The sequence below is a fragment of the Streptococcus sp. 2100 genome (assembly GCF_013276335.1).
Taxonomy (GTDB): domain Bacteria; phylum Bacillota; class Bacilli; order Lactobacillales; family Streptococcaceae; genus Streptococcus; species Streptococcus pseudopneumoniae.
In genome coordinates this window covers 1-24,043 of sequence record NZ_VMKV01000047.1, presented here as the reverse complement: position 1 = coordinate 24,043, position 24,043 = coordinate 1, and the positions used below count along the sequence as shown (strand labels likewise).

21 protein-coding genes are annotated in these 24,043 nt (G+C 39.6%); 15 read left to right on the top strand and 6 right to left on the bottom strand.

The window, feature by feature from the left end; translation table 11 throughout:
- Positions 1-57: 57 nt before the first annotated feature.
- Positions 58-1,341: a solute carrier family 23 protein gene (locus HT669_RS07615; RefSeq protein ID WP_050208611.1), complete on the bottom strand. Its 1,284-nt coding sequence runs from the start codon at positions 1,339-1,341 to the stop codon at positions 58-60.
- Positions 1,342-1,643: 302 nt separating this feature from the next.
- Complete coding sequence (rsmG, locus tag HT669_RS07610) at positions 1,644-2,357, bottom strand: 16S rRNA (guanine(527)-N(7))-methyltransferase RsmG (protein ID WP_023936541.1); 714 nt, start codon at positions 2,355-2,357, stop codon at positions 1,644-1,646.
- A 93-nt stretch (positions 2,358-2,450) separates the two neighbouring features.
- Between rsmG and HT669_RS07605 the strand changes: the two genes are divergently transcribed.
- Together HT669_RS07605 and htpX are read left to right on the top strand one after the other, a co-directional pair.
- Complete coding sequence (locus HT669_RS07605; RefSeq protein WP_023936539.1) at positions 2,451-3,011, top strand: LemA family protein; 561 nt, start codon at positions 2,451-2,453, stop codon at positions 3,009-3,011.
- A gap of 1 nt (position 3,012) precedes the next feature.
- Positions 3,013-3,912 (top strand): zinc metalloprotease HtpX, encoded by a 900-nt coding sequence (gene htpX / locus HT669_RS07600; protein WP_023934415.1) that lies wholly within the window; start codon positions 3,013-3,015, stop codon positions 3,910-3,912.
- A 147-nt stretch (positions 3,913-4,059) separates the two neighbouring features.
- Here htpX and HT669_RS07595 read toward each other — a convergent pair whose 3' ends face one another.
- The gene (locus HT669_RS07595) at positions 4,060-5,586 is read right to left on the bottom strand and encodes an ATP-binding cassette domain-containing protein (protein ID WP_172933673.1); all 1,527 of its coding nucleotides are present in this window, start codon (positions 5,584-5,586) and stop codon (positions 4,060-4,062) included.
- 557 nt (positions 5,587-6,143) lie between these two features.
- Between HT669_RS07595 and HT669_RS07590 the strand changes: the two genes are divergently transcribed.
- From HT669_RS07590 to carB, 6 genes are all read left to right on the top strand, one after another.
- Positions 6,144-6,686 (top strand): DUF177 domain-containing protein, encoded by a 543-nt coding sequence (locus HT669_RS07590; RefSeq protein WP_023936535.1) that lies wholly within the window; start codon positions 6,144-6,146, stop codon positions 6,684-6,686.
- The gene (gene nth, locus HT669_RS07585) at positions 6,686-7,315 is read left to right on the top strand and encodes an endonuclease III (RefSeq protein WP_000244443.1); all 630 of its coding nucleotides are present in this window, start codon (positions 6,686-6,688) and stop codon (positions 7,313-7,315) included. The genes HT669_RS07590 and nth overlap by 1 nt, the downstream gene beginning before the upstream one ends.
- Before the next feature lie 210 nt (positions 7,316-7,525).
- Positions 7,526-8,047 (top strand): bifunctional pyr operon transcriptional regulator/uracil phosphoribosyltransferase PyrR, encoded by a 522-nt coding sequence (pyrR, locus tag HT669_RS07580; protein WP_000850023.1) that lies wholly within the window; start codon positions 7,526-7,528, stop codon positions 8,045-8,047.
- Positions 8,048-8,065: 18 nt separating this feature from the next.
- Positions 8,066-8,989, top strand: coding sequence for an aspartate carbamoyltransferase catalytic subunit (locus tag HT669_RS07575; protein ID WP_101514526.1), 924 nt, complete (start codon positions 8,066-8,068; stop codon positions 8,987-8,989).
- Between the two features lie 49 nt (positions 8,990-9,038).
- Positions 9,039-10,118, top strand: a complete 1,080-nt coding sequence (locus tag HT669_RS07570; RefSeq protein ID WP_000595946.1) for a carbamoyl phosphate synthase small subunit — start codon at positions 9,039-9,041, stop codon at positions 10,116-10,118.
- A 448-nt stretch (positions 10,119-10,566) separates the two neighbouring features.
- The gene (gene carB / locus HT669_RS07565) at positions 10,567-13,743 is read left to right on the top strand and encodes a carbamoyl-phosphate synthase large subunit (protein ID WP_101514528.1); all 3,177 of its coding nucleotides are present in this window, start codon (positions 10,567-10,569) and stop codon (positions 13,741-13,743) included.
- A 271-nt stretch (positions 13,744-14,014) separates the two neighbouring features.
- On the opposite strand, the gene HT669_RS07560 is transcribed toward carB, so the two are convergent.
- From HT669_RS07560 to tacF, 3 genes are read right to left on the bottom strand one after another with little or no spacing between them, the layout of a single operon-like run.
- A complete protein-coding gene (locus tag HT669_RS07560; protein ID WP_001199655.1) occupies positions 14,015-14,824 on the bottom strand; it encodes a phosphorylcholine transferase LicD in 810 nt (269 codons plus the stop codon).
- 1 nt (position 14,825) lies between these two features.
- On the bottom strand, positions 14,826-15,629 hold the full coding sequence (locus tag HT669_RS07555; protein ID WP_000811884.1) for a phosphorylcholine transferase LicD: 804 nt from the start codon (positions 15,627-15,629) through the stop codon (positions 14,826-14,828).
- A gap of 9 nt (positions 15,630-15,638) precedes the next feature.
- Positions 15,639-17,126: a type IV teichoic acid flippase TacF gene (gene tacF / locus HT669_RS07550; protein ID WP_000835909.1), complete on the bottom strand. Its 1,488-nt coding sequence runs from the start codon at positions 17,124-17,126 to the stop codon at positions 15,639-15,641.
- Between the two features lie 291 nt (positions 17,127-17,417).
- Here tacF and tnpA point away from each other — a divergent pair, with 291 nt between their 5' ends.
- From tnpA to dprA, 7 genes are all read left to right on the top strand, one after another.
- The gene (gene tnpA / locus HT669_RS07545; protein WP_172933672.1) at positions 17,418-17,891 is read left to right on the top strand and encodes an IS200/IS605 family transposase; all 474 of its coding nucleotides are present in this window, start codon (positions 17,418-17,420) and stop codon (positions 17,889-17,891) included.
- A 424-nt stretch (positions 17,892-18,315) separates the two neighbouring features.
- Complete coding sequence (locus HT669_RS07540) at positions 18,316-19,023, top strand: 2-C-methyl-D-erythritol 4-phosphate cytidylyltransferase (protein ID WP_000638489.1); 708 nt, start codon at positions 18,316-18,318, stop codon at positions 19,021-19,023.
- 4 nt (positions 19,024-19,027) lie between these two features.
- On the top strand, positions 19,028-20,050 hold the full coding sequence (locus tag HT669_RS07535) for a ribitol-5-phosphate dehydrogenase (protein WP_000609870.1): 1,023 nt from the start codon (positions 19,028-19,030) through the stop codon (positions 20,048-20,050).
- Between the two features lie 16 nt (positions 20,051-20,066).
- Entirely contained in the window at positions 20,067-20,936 is an 870-nt protein-coding gene (gene licA / locus HT669_RS07530; RefSeq protein ID WP_023938622.1) for a choline kinase LicA, read from the top strand.
- Positions 20,926-21,804: a DMT family transporter gene (locus HT669_RS07525; RefSeq protein ID WP_023938621.1), complete on the top strand. Its 879-nt coding sequence runs from the start codon at positions 20,926-20,928 to the stop codon at positions 21,802-21,804. Before licA ends, HT669_RS07525 begins: the two co-directional genes overlap by 11 nt.
- Before the next feature lie 11 nt (positions 21,805-21,815).
- A complete protein-coding gene (locus HT669_RS07520) occupies positions 21,816-22,505 on the top strand; it encodes a CTP--phosphocholine cytidylyltransferase (RefSeq protein WP_020902399.1) in 690 nt (229 codons plus the stop codon).
- Positions 22,506-22,592: 87 nt separating this feature from the next.
- A complete protein-coding gene (gene dprA, locus HT669_RS07515) occupies positions 22,593-23,441 on the top strand; it encodes a DNA-processing protein DprA (RefSeq protein ID WP_031222470.1) in 849 nt (282 codons plus the stop codon).
- Positions 23,442-24,043 lie beyond the last annotated feature (602 nt).

Sequence of the window (24,043 nt, the reverse complement as noted above, 5' to 3'; positions counted from 1 at the left end):
TACATATATCTACGGCAAGTCGACGTTGACGTGGTTTGAAGAGATTTTCGAAGAGTATTAGTCTTTATTTTCGTATGGCAAGATCAAGTTCAAGATGATTCCTGTCATGGCTGAAAGAGCAGTACCTGAAAGTGTAACTGGACCAAGTTTAAGGACAGCTCCTCCAAGTCCAAGAACCAACATAGCACTTGCGATGATGAGGTTTCGCATTTGAGCGAAATCAACACGTTCTTTAATCAAGACTTTCAAACCATTGCTGGCGATAACCCCATAGAGAAGGATTGACATACCACCAAGTACAGCGTTTGGAATAGTTGAAATCAAGGCAGTGAATTTACCAAGGAAGCTGAGGGCAATCGCGATGAAGGCAGCGTTACGGATAACTGAGACAGAAGCGATACGAGTCATACCGATAACCCCTGTATTTTCTCCGTAAGTTGTATTGGCTGGTCCACCAAGGAAGGCAGAAACAGAAGTTGCGATACCGTCACCAAGAAGAGTACGGTGGAGACCTGGTTCTTTTAAGAATTGACGGTCACAGATTTGACCCAAAACAGTATGGTCTCCGATATGTTCAGAAATTGTTACGATAGCGATTGGCAAGATAGCGATGGCTTCTGGACCAAAGTAAAGATTGTATTCTTTAAAGGCACCACCTGTGTTAAATGGCAAGTAGAAACCAGGAATTTCAAACCAGTTAGCTTTAAGAACTGGTGTAAAGTCAACCAAGCCAAGAGTTAGTGCGAAGAGGTAACCACCGATAATGGCAAAGAGAAATGGAATGATTCGTAGGAATCCTTTTCCCTTTGTATTGATAAAGGCAGCAATCAAGAAAGTAACAACTGCTACAAGAGCATTTTTCCAATTCCCATCAGCTACAAGACCAGCGTTGGTAACAGCTGAACCTGCAAGTCCAAGACCGATAACGATGATCATAGGTCCGATGATGATTGGTGGCAAGAGTTTATCAATCCATTTTGTTCCTACAAATCGGATGCTGGTAGCAACAAGGACATAGACCAAACCAGTCAAGATAACCCCTGTTTGAGCAGCAGATACATCCCCACCCATTTCTTTCATAGCCAGTGACATAGCTGTGATAAAAGCAAATGAAGAACCTAGATAAACTGGAACTTTAAAACCAGTTGAAATCATGTAGATGAGTGTTCCAACACCTGAAGCAAAAAGGGCAACAGATACAGGCATTCCCAAAATCAAGGGTACCAAGATGGTCGCACCAAACATGGCGAAAACGTGTTGGAAGCTAAGGAGAATTCCTTTTCCAGCCGAAGGACGTTGGTCAACGTCTAGTAACAAATCAACAGTTGATTCTTGTTTCATATAAACCTCACTTTTGGGCATCAAAAAAGAGCCCATTATTTTACAGCAATAGGCCCTCAGAGTAAGACTTCTCTAAAATCTAAACTTTAAAGAGTTTCAAGTATTTCTGTGTCTTCGTCACCTCACGGGATGACATTAAAAACCTTTGCTTAGGATAGTATAGCAGAAAAAAATGATTTTGTAAATCATTTTTTCCCGAGCCTAAAAATAAGAGAGCGAGGTTGATTTTGTAAATCATTTTTTCCCGAGCCTAAAAATAAAAGAGCGAGGTTGATTTTGTAAATATTTTTTTACTAAAAAGATTAAAGTGGGCGTTTATTTGGCATACCAGCCTTACGTGGATATTTATTTGGCGTTTCTTTTTTCTTTTCTACAACTGTCATATAACGCGGATCTCCATTTGGTAGGGCGTAGCTGAGATTGTCTTCGACTTTACTGAAGAGGAGGTTGAGGGCATTCTTAGCTTCTAATAATTCCTCAGGGGCATTGCTGGCCTTGAGTGCCAATAGTTTTCCGCCAACTTTAAGGTAAGGAATTGTCAATTCAGATAAAACCTGCATGCGGGCAACCGCACGAGCTGTTACAAAATCATATTGAGCACGGAAGTTCTTGTCTTGGGCAAAATCTTCGGCACGTCCGTGGTAGAAATGAACTCCGTTCAAATCCAATTCTTGAGCCAAAAGTTGCAGGAAGTTGATACGTTTATTGAGCGAATCAATGATGGTCACATCTAACTGAGGATAGAGGATTTTCATCGGCAGACTAGGAAATCCTGCCCCAGCTCCAATATCAAGCAATTTGATAGTTTCATTGGGAATCAAGCCTTGAAGAATGGGTGCAATCGAATCGTAAAAATGTTTGAGATAAACTTCTTCCTTGTCCGTAATAGCTGTTAAATTAATCTTTTCATTCCACTCAACCAAGAGTTCAAAATAACGATCAAATTGTTTTTTTTGCTGGTCCGAAAGTGGAAGATTTTGCTCGGCAAGCAAGTTGTAAAATGTTTCTGGTTTCATAGTTATTTCCTTCTTTAGTATCATCTTATTTTACCACAATCATTAAAAATTTGATATACTGGTACTAATCTAAAAGCAGAAAGGACTTATATCATGACTTGGATTATTCTTGGAGTTTTAGCTCTTATTGTTATTTTTGTGATTGTTAGCTATAACGGTTTGGTTAAAAATCGTATGCAAACAAAGGAGGCTTGGAGCCAGATTGATGTTCAGTTGAAACGTCGAAATGACCTCTTGCCAAACTTGATTGAAACTGTAAAAGGTTATGCTAAATATGAAGGTTCTACCCTTGAAAAGGTAGCAGAACTACGTAACCAAGTGGCAGCAGCGACTTCACCAGCAGAAGCTATGAAAGCTAGTGATGCCCTCACTCGTCAGGTTTCAGGTATTTTTGCAGTTGCAGAAAGCTATCCAGATTTGAAAGCTAGTGCCAACTTTGTTAAATTGCAAGAGGAGTTGACAAACACAGAAAATAAAATTTCTTACTCTCGTCAACTTTATAACAGTGTTGTCAGCAACTACAATGTAAAATTAGAAACTTTCCCAAGCAATATTATCGCTGGAATGTTTGGATTTAAAGAAGCAGATTTCCTTCAAACACCAGAAGAGGAAAAGGTAGTTCCTAAAGTTGATTTTAGCGGTTTAGGTGACTAAGATGTTGTTTGATCAAATTGCAAGCAATAAACGAAAAACGTGGATTTTGTTGCTGGTATTTTTCCTACTCTTAGCTCTTGTTGGTTATGCGGTTGGTTACCTCTTTATGCGGTCTGGGATTGGTGGTTTGGTTATCGCACTGATTATCGGCTTTATCTATGCCTTGTCCATGATTTTTCAATCAACAGAGATTGTCATGTCCATGAACGGGGCGCGTGAGATTGATGAACAAACGGCACCAGATTTCTACCACGTAGTGGAAGATATGGCTATGGTCGCTCAGATTCCTATGCCCCGTGTTTTCATCATTGATGATCCAGCCTTAAATGCCTTTGCGACAGGTTCTAACCCTCAAAATGCGGCGGTTGCTGCGACTTCAGGTCTACTAGCTATCATGAATCGTGAAGAACTAGAAGCTGTTATGGGACATGAAGTCAGTCATATTCGTAATTATGATATCCGTATTTCGACTATTGCAGTTGCCCTTGCTAGTGCTATCACCATGCTTTCTGGTATGGCAGGTCGTATGATGTGGTGGGGTGGAGCAGGTCGCAGACGAAGTGATGATGACCGAGATGGAAATGGTCTTGAAATCATTATGCTAGTGGTTTCCCTACTAGCTATTGTACTGGCACCTCTCGCTGCAACCTTGGTTCAGCTCGCTATTTCTCGTCAGAGGGAATTTCTGGCAGATGCATCTAGTGTCGAGCTGACTCGCAATCCCCAGGGAATGATTAATGCCCTAGATAAGTTGGACAATAGCAAACCTATGAGTCGCCACGTCGATGATGCTAGCAGTGCACTTTATATCAATGATCCTAAGAAAGGGGGAGGGTTCAAAAAACTCTTTTATACCCACCCACCTATCTCAGAACGGATTGAACGTTTAAAACATATGTAAAATGAAGGCTGGAAAAAGTCTTTAAAATCTGAAAAACGCATAATATCAGGTGTGAAAACTTGATATTATGCGTTTTATTATGGGAAGATTTACTTCTTTTTCTCCTAAAATTGTGTTTTTGCCCCACATATTTGCGATGTTGAAAATTTATAAATCTTGAAAATTAACTACCTCCAAACCGTGTTCTGTTAAGCGATAGATGATTGAACAGATCTCTTTTAAGAAACAACGGTCATGCGAAACAGTGATGAGACCACCAGGATAAGTGGCAAAGAGTTTTCTAATTTCGGGTTGAGAAGTTGGAGAAAAGTTTCGTGTGGGTTCATCTAGCAGGAGAAAGTTTGGTTTGCGCAAGACTAAATCCAAAAGCAGGAGTTTTCCTTGTTGTCCGCCAGATAAGAAGCGAATTTGATGCTGCATTTCTGGATAACTGAAATTGAGACTGGCTAAGTGAGATTGGATTTTTTGTAGTTCCTCTTTTTCCCCAGTTTTACTTAGATAGGCTATTGGTGATAAATCCAATTGCAGTTTTTGCTGGTAATCTTGTGGCATATAACCAAGCGAAATCTCTCTTTTAGCATTAAAAAGTTGCTGTAACTTGGCTAATAGGGTCGATTTTCCAATACCATTTGGCCCTATAATACCGATTTTTTCTTGGCCACGGACAGTTAATTGTAGTTCTTGCACCAAAATTCGCTCGCCAATGGATAAATTTTCTTTTTCCAGTTGGATTAAGACTTTAGAAGTAGGTAATGGCTGTATATCTGAGAAGAAAAGTCTGATTTCTTCCTCTTCAAGTGGCTTTTGGGTCATGGCCTGAGCTGCTCTTTCGTAGCGTTTTTCTTGTGAGAGGACAGTTTTCATCTTTTTAGCCAATAGGCGACCGGCAGTACTGTCTTTGGTAGCTCGAAGAGCAGTTTCTACATTTTGTTTAACTCGTTGATGTTTTTCCATGGTTTTATCGTAGGCTCTTTGGTCGTTGGCTGCTTGCTGGGTTTGTCTGGCAAAATTAGCCTTTCTCTGCTCACTATAACTATCATAGTCTAAATGCTCTACTAGTGTTTCTGCTTCTTTACGGTGCTTGACCAGTCGCAAGTGAACAATAGTGTCTGTCGTTTCAGAAAGAAAGTCCTCATCATGGGAAATGAAAATAACGGTTTGCCGAATCTTGCGCATTTGACCTTTTAGCCAATCAACCGTCTCAAGATCCAAGTCATTTGAAGGTTCATCTAAAAATAGAATCTCAAAAGGTTTGGCTAACTCATGGATGAGCTGAATTTTCAAAGCTTCACCCCCTGATAGACTACCAATCTCTTGGTCGCTTGCGAAACGATTGCTATCAAAATGCAATTCCTCAGCTAAACGATAGAGGACACTGTAATCTAAATCAATAGTATCTAAAAAGAAGTAGTCGTGTAGAGTTCTATTTTTCAGGTCCTCAGGAAGTTTTTGAGGAATGTAGGCTATTGATTGATAATCAGATTGAATGTCTCCCCCGATAGTGAAATCAGGCAAAGTTTCCCCCATTAAAATTTTAAGTAAGGTGGATTTGCCATTTCCTTCTTCACCAATAATAGCGACCTTTTCCCTGTCTTGGATGGTCATGCTGAGGTCAGAGACAAGGTCTCGTAAATCTTTGTTTTGTGTGATGGTCAGGTGATTGATTTTTATCATATGATTGCCCTTTCTAGAATGTTGATACTACATAACAAAAAGCTCTACTTTACCTAGTAGAGCCCAAAGTCTATGTCAAAAAAACTCTATTAATACTCTTCGAAAATCTCTTCAAACCACGTCAGCGTCGCCTTACCGTANNTTCCTAGTTTGCTCTTTGATTTTCATTGAGTATAAAATGCCAGAAAAAGAGCATAAAAGAGTACACAAAAAGAGACAAAAACAAGATCTACTAAATAAAGGTTTTTTATTTGATAGGCTTAGTTGTTCATGTCTCCCTTACCTCCGAGTATTGGTATCTTTATACTATACTTTTAAGGAAATTTTGTCAACAGAAAACTGGAAATTCCAAGCTCTAAAATACGAGTGATAAGCATTAGTACCGAGTTCTTTGTCTTCCATAGGGGCATCCTCCTTGCTCTGATGTAGTATAGCACTAAAAAACAAAATATCATAGTGGACATATTAAAAACTTGAATGTTAATTACAAAGTTTGGTGGGTTGATTTGTAGGCTTTTCATGGTATAATCAAGAGAGTAAATCTTTATGGAGGAAGTATGAAATTAAATATTCAAGAGATACGCAAGCAGTCTGAAGGCTTGCATTTTGAACAAACGTTAGACCTAGTCGCAGACCTGCGTGCACGTAATCAAGAAATTTTAGATGTAAAAAATATCCTTGCAGTTGGGAAAGTACAGTACGAAAACCGTATGTATTTCTTAGATTATCAACTATCTTATACCATTGTTCTTGCTTCAAGTCGTAGTATGGAGCCAGTTGAGTTAGTTGAATCTTATCCAGTAACGGAAGTTTTCATGGAAGGTGCAACTAACCAACTAGATCAGGAAGTTTTAGACGATGACTTGGTCCTGCCTATCGAAAATGGAGAACTTGACCTTGCTGAGAGCGTGTCAGACAATATCCTACTAAACATTCCTATCAAGGTCTTGACGGCTGAAGAAGAAGCTGGCCAAGGATTTGTTTCAGGAAATGACTGGCAAATCATGACAGAAGAAGAATACCAAGCTCAACAAGCAGTTAAGAAAGAAGAAAACAGTCCTTTTGCTGGTTTACAAGGACTATTTGATGGAGACGAATAATGGTTTTGTCAAAAAAACGAGCACGAAAGGTGCTAGAAGAAATCATTGCTCTTTTTCCAGATGCCAAGCCCAGTCTTGATTTCACTAATCATTTTGAACTCTTGGTTGCGGTCATGTTGTCAGCCCAGACGACGGATGCAGCGGTAAATAAGGCTACGCCAGGCCTCTTTGCTGCCTTTCCAACGCCACAAGCCATGTCTGTTGCAACAGAGAGTGAGATTGCTTCACACATTTCTCGACTGGGACTGTATCGAAATAAGGCTAAATTCCTTAAAAAATGTGCCCAACAGTTACTAGACGATTTTGATGGTCAAGTCCCTCAAACACGTGAGGAATTGGAGAGTTTGGCAGGTGTTGGTCGCAAGACAGCCAATGTTGTTATGAGTGTAGGATTTGGGATTCCAGCCTTTGCAGTGGATACTCATGTGGAGCGTATTTGCAAACACCACGATATCGTCAAAAAATCAGCGACACCACTTGAGGTGGAAAAGCGGGTTATGGATATCTTGCCGCCTGAGCAGTGGTTAGCAGCTCATCAGGCCATGATTTATTTTGGAAGAGCCATTTGTCATCCTAAAAATCCAGAGTGTGACCAGTACCCACAGTTATATGATTTTAGCAATTTGTAAGATGGAAAATCGAAAGTTTTTGCTTGATTTTAAGCTTACTTTGTGCTATAGTAATTGATAACTAAATATTCCTTTAAACTTGTCCCGTGAGGCAGGCAAGGAGCGCGATAAAGTAGAAGGGTGAAGTCTATACTGTGTGCAGTAGGGCTTGCTTAGCTATACATTTCAAGTCTCCTTGTTTAAGGAGACTTTTCTTTTTGGAGGTTTGTCATGAAGACAAAAGAAGTTGTAGACGAATTGACCGTCAAACGAGCGATTACGCGTATTACTTATGAGATTATTGAACGCAACAAAGATTTGAATAAAATCGTCTTGGCTGGTATTAAAACTCGCGGTGTCTTTATCGCCCATCGTATCCAAGAACGTTTGGAGCAACTAGAAAACCTTTCAGTTCCGGTTGTGGAATTGGATACTAAACCCTTCCGTGATGATGTTAAAAGTGGAGAAGATACTTCTTTGGTTTCTGTCGATGTGACAGACCGCGAAGTTATCTTGGTGGACGATGTGCTTTATACAGGTCGTACCATCCGTGCTGCTATTGATAATATTGTAGGTCATGGTCGTCCTGCGCGCGTAAGTTTAGCAGTTCTAGTCGATCGTGGACATAGAGAATTGCCAATCCGTCCAGATTACGTTGGGAAGAATATCCCAACCAGTCGTTCTGAAGAAATCATCGTAGAGATGGCAGAACTTGATGGCCAAGACAGAGTTCTGATTACTGAAGAAGCTTAGAAAGCTAAAGGAGTAGCCATGTCAGAAAATCAACAAGCATTGAACCATGTGGTGTCCATGGAAGACCTCACTGTCGATCAAGTCATGAAATTGATCAAGCGAGGAATTGAGTTTAAAAATGGAGCCCAGCTTCCCTATGAAGACCATCCGATTGTTTCCAATCTTTTCTTTGAGGATTCTACACGGACGCATAAGTCCTTTGAAGTGGCAGAGATTAAATTGGGATTGGAACGACTTGACTTTGATGTGAAGACTAGTTCAGTCAATAAGGGTGAAACACTTTATGATACCATTTTGACTCTGTCTGCTTTAGGAGTGGATGTCTGTGTGATTCGCCACCCAGAGGTCGACTATTACAGAAAATTGATTGCAAGTCCCACGATTACGACTTCCATTATCAATGGTGGAGACGGTTCGGGTCAACACCCTAGCCAGAGTTTGCTTGATTTGATGACTATTTATGAGGAATTTGGTCACTTTGAGGGTCTCAAGGTTGCGATTGCAGGTGACTTGGACCACTCACGCGTTGCCAAATCCAATATGCAGATTTTGAAACGCTTGGGAGCTGAACTTTACTTTGCTGGACCTGAGGAATGGAGAAGTCAAGAGTTTGCAGACTATGGACAGTTTGTAGCCATTGATGAAATTATTGATCAGGTGGATGTTATGATGTTTCTCCGTGTGCAACATGAACGCCATAATAGTGGAGCTGTCTTTTCAAAAGAAGACTACCATGCCCAACATGGCTTGACTCAAGAACGTTATGACCGTTTGAAAGAAACAGCAATCCTCATGCACCCAGCTCCAGTCAATCGTGATGTAGAAATCGCAGATTACTTGGTTGAAGCACCAAAATCACGGATTGCCCAACAAATGACCAATGGTGTCTTTGTTCGAATGGCAATCTTAGAATCCGTACTGGCGAGTAGAAATGCCAACTAAAACACAAGACGTTAAAAGACGCCAGTGAGCGTCCACGAGAGGTGAAAATATGATAAAAAGACTTCTAGTATTAGAAGATGGCACAGTTTTTGAAGGTAAGGCCTTCGGAGCAGATATTGATGTAACTGGTGAAATTGTCTTTAATACAGGGATGACTGGCTACCAAGAATCCATTACAGACCAGTCTTATAATGGACAAATCTTGACCTTTACTTATCCTTTGGTGGGAAATTATGGAATTAACCGTGATGATTACGAATCCATTATTCCAACTTGTAAGGGAGTTGTTGTTTTTGAAGAAGCACGTAGAGCAAGCAACTGGCGCAATCAAATGACCTTGGATGAATTTTTGAAAGCCAAGAAAATTCCAGGTATTTCAGGAATTGATACGCGTGCACTTACCAAGATTATCCGTAAGCATGGTACCATGCGTGCAACCTTGACCCATGTTGGGGACAGCATGGATCATGTGACGGACCAGCTCCAAGCGACAGTCTTGCCGACAGACAATATCAAACAGGTTTCTACTAAAACTTCATATCCAGCTCCTGGAGTTGGTTTGAGCGTGGTGCTAGTGGACTTTGGTCTCAAGCACTCAATCCTACGTGAACTTTCTAAGCGAAACTGTAACGTGACGGTTGTTCCTTATTCAACAACGGCGGAAGAAATTCTCCATCTCAATCCTGACGGAGTTATGTTGTCAAACGGTCCAGGTAACCCAGAAGATGTTCCACAAGCACTGGACATGATTCGTGGTGTGCAAGGAAAAATTCCAATCTTTGGTATTTGTATGGGGCATCAACTCTTTGCAATGGCAAACGGGGCTAAGACTTACAAGATGAAATTTGGACACCGTGGATTCAACCATGCGGTACGCGAAATTGCTACAGGACGTGTGGATTTTACAAGTCAAAACCATGGTTATGCAGTTAGCCGTGAGGATTTGCCAGAGCATTTGATTATCACCCATGAAGAAATCAATGACAAGTCAGTTGAAGGTGTGCGTCACAGATACCAACCTGCTTTCTCTGTTCAATACCATCCAGATGCAGCCCCTGGTCCACACGACGCTAGCTACCTATTTGACGAGTTTATCGAGATGATGGAAGCTTTTAAACAATCAAACTAAGAATGAGTAAAAGCTCGTCGGAGAATTTATGTAACTGAACACGGACGGAAAGCTCGGAATTTAGAGAAACCAACTTGGATTGTCAATCCTTCCTTGGTTTCCTAAAATTCAATCGCTTTCTATTCGTCCTTTGTATCTTATTTAATGGAAATCTGAGAGTTGCCGAATAGAAAGGCAGGTCGTTTTTTTTAGTCGCTATCAGGCGAACTAAAAACTCCCTGCACTAGATTTTTTACCGAAAAATATCGTTTCGCTAAAAAATCGTCGGAGAATTTATTTAATGTCGCTCAGTGAGGCGACGAATAGAAAGGAGAAGGGTGGTCCGTATTTGCTGAACTGAATACGGGCTACGGACGGTGCTAAAAAGATAGTTATTCCTAGAACTGACAGTTCTTCGTCATAACTCCTATTTTAGCTTTGTCCGCTTGACGCCCTTAATATCTTATATATGCCTAAACGTACTGATATTCAAAAAATTATGGTGATTGGTTCTGGTCCGATTATTATTGGTCAGGCTGCTGAGTTTGACTACGCTGGGACCCAGGCTTGCTTGTCTTTGAAAGAGGAAGGTTATGAGGTGGTTTTGGTTAATTCAAACCCTGCAACCATCATGACGGACAAGGAGATTGCGGACAAGGTTTATATTGAACCGATTACACTTGAGTTTGTGACACGTATTCTTCGTAAGGAGCGTCCAGATGCCTTGCTACCAACACTCGGTGGTCAAACAGGGCTTAATATGGCCATGGAATTGTCTAAAAATGGTATCCTAGATGAGCTTGGTGTTGAACTTCTGGGTACTAAACTATCTGCCATTGATCAAGCGGAGGACCGTGACCTCTTTAAACAATTGATGGAAGAGCTCAACCAACCAATTCCAGAATCTGAAATTGTCAACACAGTCGAAGAAGCTGTTGCCTTTGCAGCGACAATTGGTTACCCAGTTATCGTTCGTCCAGCCTTTACCCTTGGTGGTACTGGTGGTGGTATGTGTGCCAACGAGGAAGAATTGCGTGAAATCGCTGAAAATGGTTTGAAATTATCACCTGTGACCCAATGTTTGATTGAGCGTTCGATTGCAGGTTTCAAGGAAATCGAATACGAAGTGATGCGTGACTCAGCTGACAATGCTTTGGTTGTTTGTAACATGGAAAACTTTGACCCAGTCGGAATTCACACAGGAGATTCCATTGTATTTGCTCCTGCGCAAACCATGGCAGACTATGAAAACCAAATGCTACGTGACGCGAGCTTGAGCATCATTCGTGCCCTTAAGATTGAAGGGGGATGTAACGTTCAGCTGGCCCTTGATCCACACAGTTTCAAGTATTATGTCATCGAAGTAAACCCTCGTGTGTCGCGTTCTTCAGCCCTAGCATCTAAGGCGACAGGGTATCCGATTGCAAAATTGGCTGCTAAGATTGCAGTAGGTTTGACCTTGGATGAGGTCATCAACCCAGTTACAGGTTCAACCTATGCCATGTTTGAACCAGCCCTTGACTACGTGGTTGCCAAGATTCCTCGTTTCCCATTTGACAAGTTTGAAAAGGGTGAACGCCGTCTCGGTACACAAATGAAGGCGACTGGAGAAGTCATGGCAATCGGTCGTAATATCGAGGAATCTCTTCTCAAGGCCTGCCGCTCCCTTGAAATTGGGGTGCACCACAATGAAATACCTGAACTTGCAGCAGTTTCTGATGATGCCTTGATTGAAAAGGTTGTCAAAGCCCAAGATGACCGTCTCTTCTACGTATCAGAAGCAATTCGTCGTGGCTACACACCTGAAGAAATTGCAGAGCTTACAAAAATCGATATTTTTTATCTGGATAAACTCCTACATATCTTTGAAATTGAGCAGGAATTGGGTGCTCATCCACAAGATCTAGAAGTCTTGAAAACAGCTAAACTTAATGGCTTCTCAGACCGTAAGATTGCGGAACTTTGGAAAACAACTGCTGATCAACTTCGTCAACTTCGCTTGGAAAACAAGATTGTTCCAGTTTATAAGATGGTCGATACCTGTGCTGCGGAGTTTGATTCTGAAACACCATATTTCTATTCAACCTATGGATGGGAAAATGAGTCTATCAGATCTGATAAAGAATCTGTACTTGTCCTAGGTTCAGGTCCAATCCGTATCGGTCAAGGGGTCGAATTTGACTATGCAACGGTTCACTCAGTTAAGGCTATCCAGGCAGCTGGTTATGAAGCTATCATCATGAACTCAAATCCAGAGACTGTTTCAACAGACTTCTCGGTATCAGACAAGCTTTACTTTGAGCCATTGACATTCGAAGATGTTATGAATGTCATCGACTTGGAGCAACCAAAAGGGGTTATCGTTCAGTTCGGTGGTCAAACAGCTATCAACCTTGCGGAGCCATTGGCAAAAGCAGGTGTGACCATCCTTGGTACACAGGTCGCTGACCTAGACCGTGCTGAAGACCGTGACCTCTTTGAGCAAGCTCTAAAAGACCTGGACATTCCACAGCCACCAGGACAAACGGCTACCAATGAAGAAGAAGCAGTTCTTGCAGCACGTAAGATTGGTTTCCCAGTCCTTGTTCGCCCATCTTATGTACTTGGTGGACGCGCCATGGAAATCGTAGAAAATGAAGAAGATCTTCGTTCTTACATGCGTACAGCGGTTAAGGCTAGTCCAGACCACCCAGTTCTTGTCGATTCTTATATCGTTGGTCAGGAGTGCGAAGTTGATGCCATCTCAGATGGTGAAAATGTCCTTATCCCAGGTATCATGGAGCATATCGAACGTGCTGGTGTCCACTCAGGTGACTCAATGGCTGTTTACCCTCCGCAAACCTTGTCTCAAAAGGTGCAGGAAACCATCGCAGACTACACCAAACGCCTAGCAATCGGCCTCAACTGTCTTGGAATGATGAACATTCAGTTTGTTATCAAGGATGAAAAAGTCTACGTTATTGAGGTCAATCCACGTGCCAGCCGTACCGTTCCATTCCTTTCTAAGGTAACTAATATTCCTATGGCTCAAGTAGCGACCAAGCTCATTCTTGGTCAAAAACTTGAAGAACTTGGCTACCAAGATGGACTTTACCCTGAAAGCACTCGCGTTCATATCAAGGCACCTGTCTTCTCCTTTACCAAACTAGCTAAGGTAGACAGCTTACTTGGTCCTGAAATGAAGTCAACAGGGGAAGTTATGGGTTCTGATACTACTTTGGAAAAAGCTCTCTATAAAGCTTTTGAAGCTTCTTACCTCCACTTGCCAACCTTTGGAAATGTTGTATTTACCATCGCTGATGATGCCAAAGAAGAAGCCTTGGACTTGGCTCGTCGTTTTCAAAATATTGGCTATGGAATCCTCGCGACAGAAGGGACAGCAGCCTTCTTTGCCAGTCATGGATTACATGCTCAGCCTGTTGGTAAGATTGGTGATGACGATAAGGATATTCCAAACTTTGTTCGTAAAGGAAGAATTCAAGCTATCATTAACACAGTTGGAACAAAACGAACTGCTGACGAAGATGGTGAGCAAATCCGCCGTTCAGCCATTGAACACGGGGTGCCCCTCTTCACAGCGCTAGATACAGCTAATGCCATGCTTAAGGTACTTGAAAGTCGTAGCTTTGTTACAGAAGCGATTTAAATAGAAAAATAAGATATAGCAGACTGAATTTAGAACAGTACACAGGAATACTAAAATATTTCTAGAAATTAATTTGAATTTTCTAATTGATTTGTTCGTATCTTATTTCAATCTACTATAGAAAAAAGTCTTTAAAATTATAAAACGCATAATATCAGGTGTTGAAAACCTTGATATTATGCGTTTTATTGTAGGAATATTTACTTCATTTTCTACTAAAATTATGTTTTTGAATAACCTCTATCTTAGTAGTTTGTATGGTCGCCCTCAATCAGTTTTTACGATAAGCTTTAATGCTATGACTATACCATTCTTGCATTTCTTTTGATGGTGGTGTCATATAATCCCCATACATCTGGGTTAAAAATTGGTCATATTTTTTTGGCACAGGCAACATACGACCTTCAAACTCAGTCAAAATCAGTTCTTTAAAGGTATCAACTGGGAAGATTTCTTTCATCCCTTCCTTACCGATCCCAATTCCTCCTTCATATTGAGGAGAGTTGGTTGTAGCATTTTTGACTAGCTGATCAATTTTCTTGTAAAAGTAACGGGGATTGACCACTCGGAGGGCATACCAGCTACATAATCTAAGAAAATCTTTTAATTTGCTATCACCGTGAACTGCTCGTGATTTTTTGATATAAGCTAGTTGACGAAGAGCCACATACTTATAGCTCTTGTCGACAATGCTCAAGTCTGTAAATCGATCAATTGGGAAGACATCGATGAAAAGGCTGGTATCATGACGCTTGTACTTAACATGGTCTTCTATAACAGTAGAAGTGTCCAAAATCGATGCGAAATTATGGAAGTACCAAGAAGATGTATCGTAGGAAAGAACCTTGTAGCGAGGGTGATTTTCTTCTTCAATAATCTTCAGTAAACGCTCATAATCCTCACGATAAAGGGAAATATCAATATCATCATCCCAAGGAATCATACCTTTGTGGCGGATGGCTCCAAGCATGGTTCCATAACTGAGAAAATAAGGAATATCATGTTTCTTACAAGTCTCATCAATATAGTCTAGCAGAGCTAGTTGAATTTCTTTAATTTCTTTTTTTTCTAAATATTGCATCCTAATCCTCCAATTTATAAGCGTGAAATTCATGACTGTAGAAGCGTTTTTCTGCTGGTGGTAGGGTCATATAATCTCCATAAAATTGTGTCAAAATAGTATCAAATTTTTCAGGTGCTGGAAGGCTTAAATTTTCAAAGGGTAAATCAATTATTTTATCGAAGGTACCACTTGGGAAGACTTCCTTTTCCTTAAATTTAGAAGGGATAAAAGCCATATACTGACCATTTTCACGACTATATTTTTGAATTTCTTTCTCGATTTTATGTGCGAAATAACGAGGAGAAACCGGTCGAAGGAGCAACCAAAAGGCTGTTCGTATCCAATCTTTTAAAAGGCTATCCTTATAGACAATATTTTTATGTTTACTGAAAGACAGCAGTTTGAAGCTTTCCAGTTTATAACAAGTATCAATGACCTTAGGATCATCAAAGCGATCTATAGGGAAAATATCGATAAAGATACCAGACTCATAGGTTTTTGTATTTCGAGTATCAATAATTTTAGTCGTACTGTCGGTTATCTTGATAAAGTTGTTAAAGTAGTTCTTATCAGTTTCTAAGGAAAGGAGCTTATACTTGCTTTTTTCCTTTTGAAAAATGTTAATAAATCGTTGGTAGTCTTCTCTAGGCATGGACAGATCAATATCGTCGTCCCAAGGAATAAAGCCTTGATGTCGAACCGCCCCAATCAGAGTACCGTAGTTAATAATATAGTTGATATTGTGCTTTTTACAGAGAGTATCAATATAATCCAAAATTTCTAATTCAATTTGTTTGGCATCTTCAATGGTTAGTTGTTTCATTTTAAACTCCTATGATCTTTTGAATTTATTTTTTAAGGCTAGGACATGGTTTAAAAATTCATAGAAAATGCTATCTTTTGTGAAGACAAGTAGACCAATATAAGAGATAGCTGATAGCAAGACAATCAAACCAGTATTCATCAAAAATGGCAAATTAATGACCATATCCACAGGATACAAGAAATTGATCAGGAAATAAATTCCTACGAAAGAAAGTGAAAAGAGAGAGTATCGAACAGTATAGCTAAAGATATGTCCCAAGTGAATAAGTTGTTTTCTATGGATGAAAATGATATAGAAAACAAGTAGAGAGGCCTCTGATAACATAGTTGTCAGTAAGTAGTATTCAGGAGCCACGATATGGTTGAAAAAGAGGAGACTATTTAAGCCCAAATTGAGTAGCCCAGCAAAGACTGTATAGACTGTGATACGTTTTTCATAGCCATTGGTAAAGAGAATTTGGGAACCAAGAATGGTATCTAAGGCCAGGATAATCGTACGAAAAGCGAAGAGAGAGGTCAAGATGCCACCTCCGATATATTTTTCACTACCGTAAAGTAGGATGGCATTTGGTCCTAAAACCATGAGTCCAAAGCTCAGTGGAATGATAAAGAAGTTAAAGATTCGACTACCTCTATTAACCAGAGAAACATAGGCTTCCTTATCGCCTTTTCCTAGATAGTAACTAAGACGAGGCACACTCACTCCGATAGCTCCTGTTACAACACCAGCAATAACGGTCACAATTCGTTGAGCTATGGTGTAGTAACTAACGTTGACATCAATCCCTGTTTTAACGAGGAAGAGACGATCCAAAAAAGTGAAGAGCATATTGGCATTAGCAAAGACCAACATGGCTGTCAGAGGGAGAAAGAGCGGTTTAAAATCACTGATGTGAATTTTAACAAGCTTAATGTCTCTTTTAATCCAAAAATAACTAATCAGATAGTTAATCAGTGTCGATAAACTCATCACAAGTGTATAGACAACAATATCGTGTTCATTTTTGACAAACAGGAAAATAGAGACCAGCATCAGGATACGGATGAAGGCAGTTTTGTAAAAGAGAAAACTATAATTTTCCAGAGCTTCATTGACCCATTCGATTGAAAAAATCTGGGCAATGAGTTGAATCCCCATAACAAGGTAGACCTTTTTGACGATTGGATTATCTGTAAAGAAGAGAGGATAGGCTAGGATATAGACCGCAGTGGTCAAAATTGTACAAGCTATGCACAAATAAAAAAGACTGGAGAAGGTTCTATTCAGATCTTTTTTGTTATCCTTGACATTACTGATGGCTCGTAAACCGTAGTTATAGACCCCATAAGTCGCAAAGGGTAAGAAAAATGACAAAATAGTGTCGACTGAGTTGAAGTAACCATAGTCAGTTCGGTCCAAGACACGCGCGACGTAGGTTCCAGTTAAGATGGGAAAAATAATATTCAAGACACGAATTCCCATGTAAGATAGAGCATTTAATTTTATACTTTTCATTCAATTTACCTCGTTTTTCATTATATCATAAAGTCAGCTAATAAGAAATGAAGGGCAGTAATACTCTTCGAAAATCAAATTCAAACCACGTCAGCGTCGCCTTACCGTACTCAAGTACAGCTTACGGCTAGCTTCCTAGTTTGCTTTTTGATTATGGATTCAAGCCAGTTTTTCTCGTAGAGAAAAACAAGAAAACCACCAGCTATGCTGGTGGCTGACAAGGCTTCTAGCTTCCATTTATTTTTCCAAGTATAATCTAATTGTTCAGGTTAGATAAAGGAGGAAAAATAAATGGCTAAAACCAGTTACAGTTTATCACATACTAAATGGATGTGCAAATATCATATAGTTTTTACACCTAAGTATCGCCATAAGGCGATATATTACAAAGTCAGGTCGGATTTGATAGATATTATTAAACATCTATGCGGTTGTCGTGGCGTGGAGATTATCGAAGGTCATATGATGCCAGACCATGTACACCTGCTTGTATTGATACCTCCCAAACTTTCGATTTCCGATTTTATGGGGTATCTCAAGAGCAAAAGTGCATTGATGATATTTGATAAGCACGTTAATTTAAAATATAAGTATGGAAATCGAAAGTTCTGGGCTAGGGGATACTATGTAAGTACCGTTGGACTAAACGAAAAGACCGTAGCTAAATATATTCGCGAGCAGGAAAAGAATGACATTGCACTCGATAAGCTGAGTGTAAAAGAATATGAAGATCCGTTTTCTGATGGCGGATTTAGAACAAGGTAAAAGCCCGTTGTGACGGGCATTAGTCAAGTAATATAGCACGACCTGAACGAAGTTCAGCGAGCGTCTTTAGACGCCGCTGGAGAGAAACGGCTTATAGCCGGTGTACAAGCCACCCGTTTTCACGGGTGGTTATGACTTTCATTGAGTATAAGTCAAGTAATCACTTTGAAGTTTCAAAGCTTACTTTTAAGTTTTCTTTAAGAAAACTATATTATTCTGAAGAACTCTAAAATTTCACAGCCATTTATTAGCAATGACTACAGAATTCCTGGTCATTACTAGAAATGGACTAGTTTCTTTGAATAATAGAACTCCTTAATCCTTCTATTCTAGAACGGGAGGGCCGGTATTTCTTTCATGATAGGACTAGATTGTGGTATAATAGAGAGAATAAGTTTTTTTAGTAAGACAAAGGAGAAAATAGATGATTTATGCAGGAATTCTTGCTGGTGGAACTGGCACACGCATGGGAATCAGTAACTTGCCAAAACAATTTTTAGAGCTAGGTGATCGACCTATTTTGATTCATACAATTGAAAAATTTGTCTTGGAACCAAGTATTGAAAAAATTGTAGTTGGGGTTCATGGAGACTGGGTTTCTCATGCAGAAGATCTTGTAGATAAATATCTTCCTCTTCATAAGGATCGTATCATCATTACAAAGGGTGGTGCTGACCGTAATACGAGTATTGAGAAAATCATTGAAGCTATTGATGCTTATCGTCCGCTTACTCCAGAGGACATTGTTGTTACCCACGATTCTGTTCGTCCATTTATTACACTTCGCATGATTCAGGACAATATCCAACTTGCCCAAAATCATGACGCAGTGGACACAGTGGTAGAAGCGGTTGATACTATCGTTGAAAGTACCAATGGTCAATTCATTACAGATATTCCAAATCGTGCTCACCTTTATCAAGGACAAACACCTCAAACATTCCGTTGCAAGGACTTCATGGACCTTTACGGTTCTCTCTCTGCTGAAGAGAAGGAAATCTTGACAGATGCATGTAAAATCTTTGTGATCAAAGGAAAAGATGTGGCCTTGGCTAAGGGCGAATACTCAAACCTAAAAATCACAACAGTAACAGATTTGAAGATTGCAAAAAGTATGATTGAGAAAGACTAGTAAAATGATTAATCAAATTTATCAACTAACTAAGCCTAAGTTTATCAATGTCAAATATCAGGAAGAGGCTATTGACCAAGAGAATCATATCCTCATCCGCCCTAACTATATGGCTGTCTGTCATGCGGATCAGCGTTACTACCAGGGAAAACGTGACCCCAAGATTTTGAATAAAAAGCTTCCAATGGCAATGATTCACGAGTCATGTGGAACCATCATTTCTGACCCGACGGGAACCTATGAGGTTGGGCAAAAAGTTGTCATGATTCCCAATCAGCCTTCTATGCAGAGCGATGAAGAATTCTATGAGAACTACATGACAGGGACCCATTTCTTGTCTAGTGGTTTTGATGGCTTTATGAGAGAGTTTGTTTCTCTCCCTAAAGATCGTGTGGTGGCTTATGATGCTATCGAAGATACGGTTGCAGCCATTACAGAGTTTGTCAGTGTTGGCATGCATGCCATGAATCGTCTATTGACCCTTGCTCATAGCAAGCGGGACCGAATCGCCGTTATCGGAGATGGAAGTTTAGCATTTGTGGTTGCCAATATTATCAACTATACTTTGCCAGAAGCAGAGATTGTGGTTATTGGTCGTCATTGGGAAAAGTTGGAACTTTTCTCTTTTGCCAAAGAATGCTATATTACGGATAATATTCCTGAAGATTTGGCCTTTGACCATGCTTTTGAGTGTTGTGGTGGTAATGGTACTGGACCGGCTATAAATGACCTGATTCGCTACATTCGTCCTCAAGGAACGATTCTCATGATGGGAGTTAGCGAATATAAAGTCAATCTCAATACTCGCGATGCCTTAGAAAAGGGCTTGCTCTTGGTTGGGTCCTCTCGTTCTGGTCGCATCGATTTTGAAAATGCAATCCAAATGATGGAAGTTAAGAAATTTGCCAATCGTCTTAAAAATATCCTTTATCTAGAAGAACCTGTAAGAGAAATTAAAGATATTCACCGTGTCTTTGCGACCGACTTAAACACAGCCTTTAAAACCGTGTTTAAGTGGGAAGTATAAGTGCTGGAGGTTAATTGTGGAGAAAATCATTAAAGAGAAAATTTCTTCCCTACTTAGTCAAGAAGAGGAAGTCCTCAGTGTTGAACAACTGGGGGGAATGACCAATCAAAACTATTTGGTCAAAACAACAAATAAGCAATACATTGTTAAATTCTTTGGTAAAGGGACAGAAAAGCTTATCAATCGACAAGATGAAAAGTACAATCTTGAACTACTAAAGGATTTAGACTTAGATGTAAAAAATTATCTTTTTGATATTGAAGCTGGTATCAAAGTAAATGAGTATATCGAATCTGCGATTACACTTGATTCAAGGTCAATCAAGACCAAATTTGATAAAATTGCTCCAATATTACAAACCATTCATGCTTCTGGTAAGGAATTAAGAGGAGAATTTGCTCCTTTTGAGGAAATCAAAAAATACGAATCCTTGATTGAAGAGAAAATCCCTTATGCCAACTATGAAGCTGTTCGAGAAGAAGTCTTTTCTTTAGAGAAAAGACTGGCTGACTTAGGTGTTGACAGAAAATCTTGTCATATCGATTTGGTGCCTGAAAACTTTATCGAATCACCACAAGGACGACTTTATCTGATTGACTGGGAATATTCATCAATGAATAATCCAATGTGGGATCTGGCTGCCCTCTTTTTAGAGTCTGAATTCACTACCCAGGAGGAAGAAGCCTTCTTGTCTCACTATGAGAGTGACCAAACACCGGTTTCTCGTGAAAAGATTGCCATTTATAAAATTTTACAAGACACTATTTGGAGTCTATGGACTGTCTATAAGGAAGAGCAAGGTGCAGATTTTGGTGACTATGGTGTGAATCGTTATCAAAGAGCTGTTAAAGGTTTGACTTCTTATGGAGGTTCAGATGAAAAGTAAAAACGGAGTTCCTTTTGGTCTACTCTCAGGTATTTTCTGGGGTTTAGGTCTAACAATTAGTGCTTACATCTTTTCAATTTTTACAGATTTGTCGCCCTTTGTTGTGGCTGCAGCTCATGATTTTTTGAGCATCTTTATCTTACTAGCTTTTCTTTTGGTAAAAGAAGGGAAAGTTCGCCTTTCAATTTTCTTAAATATTCGCAATGTCAGTGTGATCATCGGAGCCTTGCTAGCAGGCCCTATCGGTATGCAGGCCAATCTTTACGCAGTTAAGTATATCGGAAGTTCCTTAGCTTCATCTGTATCGGCTATTTACCCTGCGATTTCAGTTTTATTGGCTTTCTTCTTTTTGAAGCACAAGATTTCGAAAAATACTGTGTTTGGGATTGTCTTGATTATTGGAGGGATTATTGCTCAAACTTATAAGGTTGAACAGGTTAATTCTTTCTACATTGGGATTCTTTGTGCTTTAGTTTGTGCTATTGCATGGGGAAGTGAGAGTGTTCTTAGCTCTTTTGCCATGGAAAGTGAATTGAGTGAAATCGAAGCCCTCTTAATCCGTCAAGTAACTTCATTCTTGTCCTATCTTGTGATTGTGCTCTTCTCTCATCAGTCATTTACTGCAGTAGCCAATGGACAATTGCTAGGTCTCATGATTGTTTTTGCAGCCTTTGATATGATTTCCTACTTGGCTTATTATATCGCTATCAATCGCTTGAAACCAGCCAAGGCTACAGGCTTGAATGTGAGCTATGTTGTTTGGACTGTCTTATTTGCAGTTGTTTTCTTAGGTGCACCACTAGATATGCTGACCATTATGACGTCACTTGTCGTCATTGCTGGAGTTTATATTATTATTAAAGAATAAAGGAGATTCGTGTGAAAGCCATTATCTTAGCAGCGGGATTGGGAACTCGCTTGCGTCCTATGACTGAAAATACCCCTAAAGCCTTGGTTCAGGTTAATCAAAAACCTTTGATTGAATACCAAATTGAGTTTCTAAAAGAAAAAGGGATCCATGATATCATCATCATCGTTGGTTACCTTAAAGAACAATTCGATTACTTGAAAGAAAAATATGGTGTTCGTCTCGTTTTCAATGATAAATACGCTGACTACAATAACTTTTACTCTCTCTATCTTGTAAAAGAAGAATTGGCTAACAGCTATGTTATTGATGCTGACAATTATCTCTTTAAAAATATGTTCCGTAATGATTTGACACGTTCGACTTATTTTAGTGTTTATCGTGAAGATTGTACCAACGAATGGTTCTTGGTCTATGGAGATGACTACAAGGTTCAAGACATTATTGTTGATAGCAAGGCAGGTCGTATCCTTAGTGGTGTATCCTTCTGGGATGCTCCAACTGCAGAAAAGATTGTCAGCTTTATCGATAAGGCCTATGCAAGTGGCGAATTTGTTGATCTCTACTGGGACAATATGGTTAAGGATAACATCAAAGAGCTAGATGTCTATGTTGAAGAATTAGAAGGCAATAGCATCTATGAGATCGATAGTGTCCAAGACTATCATAAATTAGAAGAAATTCTTAAAAACGAAAATTAAAGATTCCAACATCTGACTAAAATAGTCGGATGTTTTTTGATTTTTTTACGAATAGATAGATGAGTAGAAAAAGAAATGGAGTTATTTATGAAAATCACAAACTATGAAATCTATAAGTTAAAAAAATCAGGTTTGACCAATCAACAGATTTTGAATGTCCTAGAATATGGTGAAAATGTCGATCAAGAACTGTTGTTAGGTGATATTGCAGATATATCAGGTTGCCGAAATCCAGCTGTTTTTATGGAGCGTTATTTTCAGATAGACGATGCGCATTTGGAGAAAGAGTTTCAAAAATTTCCATCTTTCTCTATTTTAGATGACTGTTATCCTTGGGATTTGAGTGAAATATACGATGCGCCCGTGCTTTTATTTTACAAGGGAAATCTTGACCTCCTGAAATTCCCGAAGGTAGCGGTCGTGGGCAGTCGTGCTTGTAGCAAACAGGGAGCTAAATCAGTTGAAAAAGTCATTCAAGGCTTGGAAAATGAACTGGTTATCGTCAGTGGTCTGGCCAAGGGCATTGACACAGCAGCTCATATGGCAGTTCTTCAGAATGGCGGAAAAACCATTGCAGTGATTGGAACAGGTCTGGATGTATTTTATCCTAAAGCCAATAAACGTTTGCAAGACTATATTGGAAATGATCATCTGGTTCTCAGTGAATATGGACCTGGTGAACAACCTCTGAAATTTCATTTTCCTGCCCGTAATCGCATCATTGCTGGACTTTGCCGTGGCGTGATTGTAGCAGAGGCCAAGATGCGCTCAGGTAGTCTCATTACCTGTGAGCGAGCAATGGAAGAAGGACGCGATGTCTTTGCTATACCTGGTAGCATTTTAGATGGACTATCAGACGGTTGCCACCATTTGATTCAAGAAGGAGCAAAATTAGTCACCAGCGGGCAGGATGTGCTTGCGGAATTTGAATTTTAAAAATGACCTAAGCTAGAATTCTGAGAAAAAATCAATTTCAAGATAAAATGAAGTAAATATCCCCACAATAAAATGCATCCTATCAGTTTTTTCAGCACTTGATATTATGCGTTTTTTCTAAGTGAATAAGTAGAGTGGAGGACTTTTCCCAGAGGAAGGAAAGCAATTTAGTGTAATTGAGAAAGGAGAGTTGCTTGTGACTAATCTTGGTCAGCTTATTATCAGGGAGCTGTATCGTCTCAAGTATTGCCAGTAGGGAAAAATAGAGCCTTCAAAAGTAGAGGTTGTAAGCGGTTTGTTAAGAAAGAATTCAAAGACCTTGACAGATAAAAATAAAATGGTTATTATAAAAAATGGTCTGAAATTGATGATGACACTCTTCGAAAATATTTTTACGTCAGTTCAGCTTTGCCTTGCTGTGTTTTGAGCAAGCTACGGTGAGCTTCCGAGTTTGATTTTCATTTATTAGAAATGAAACTGATGAGAGACATCAGTAGACATTTGCGTCAGGATATGATGGAAAATGATAAAAAGACCTCATGAGATTGGCATATCAGACTACTAAAGTATTGAGTTTGTTAGGATTTTATACTCAATGAAAA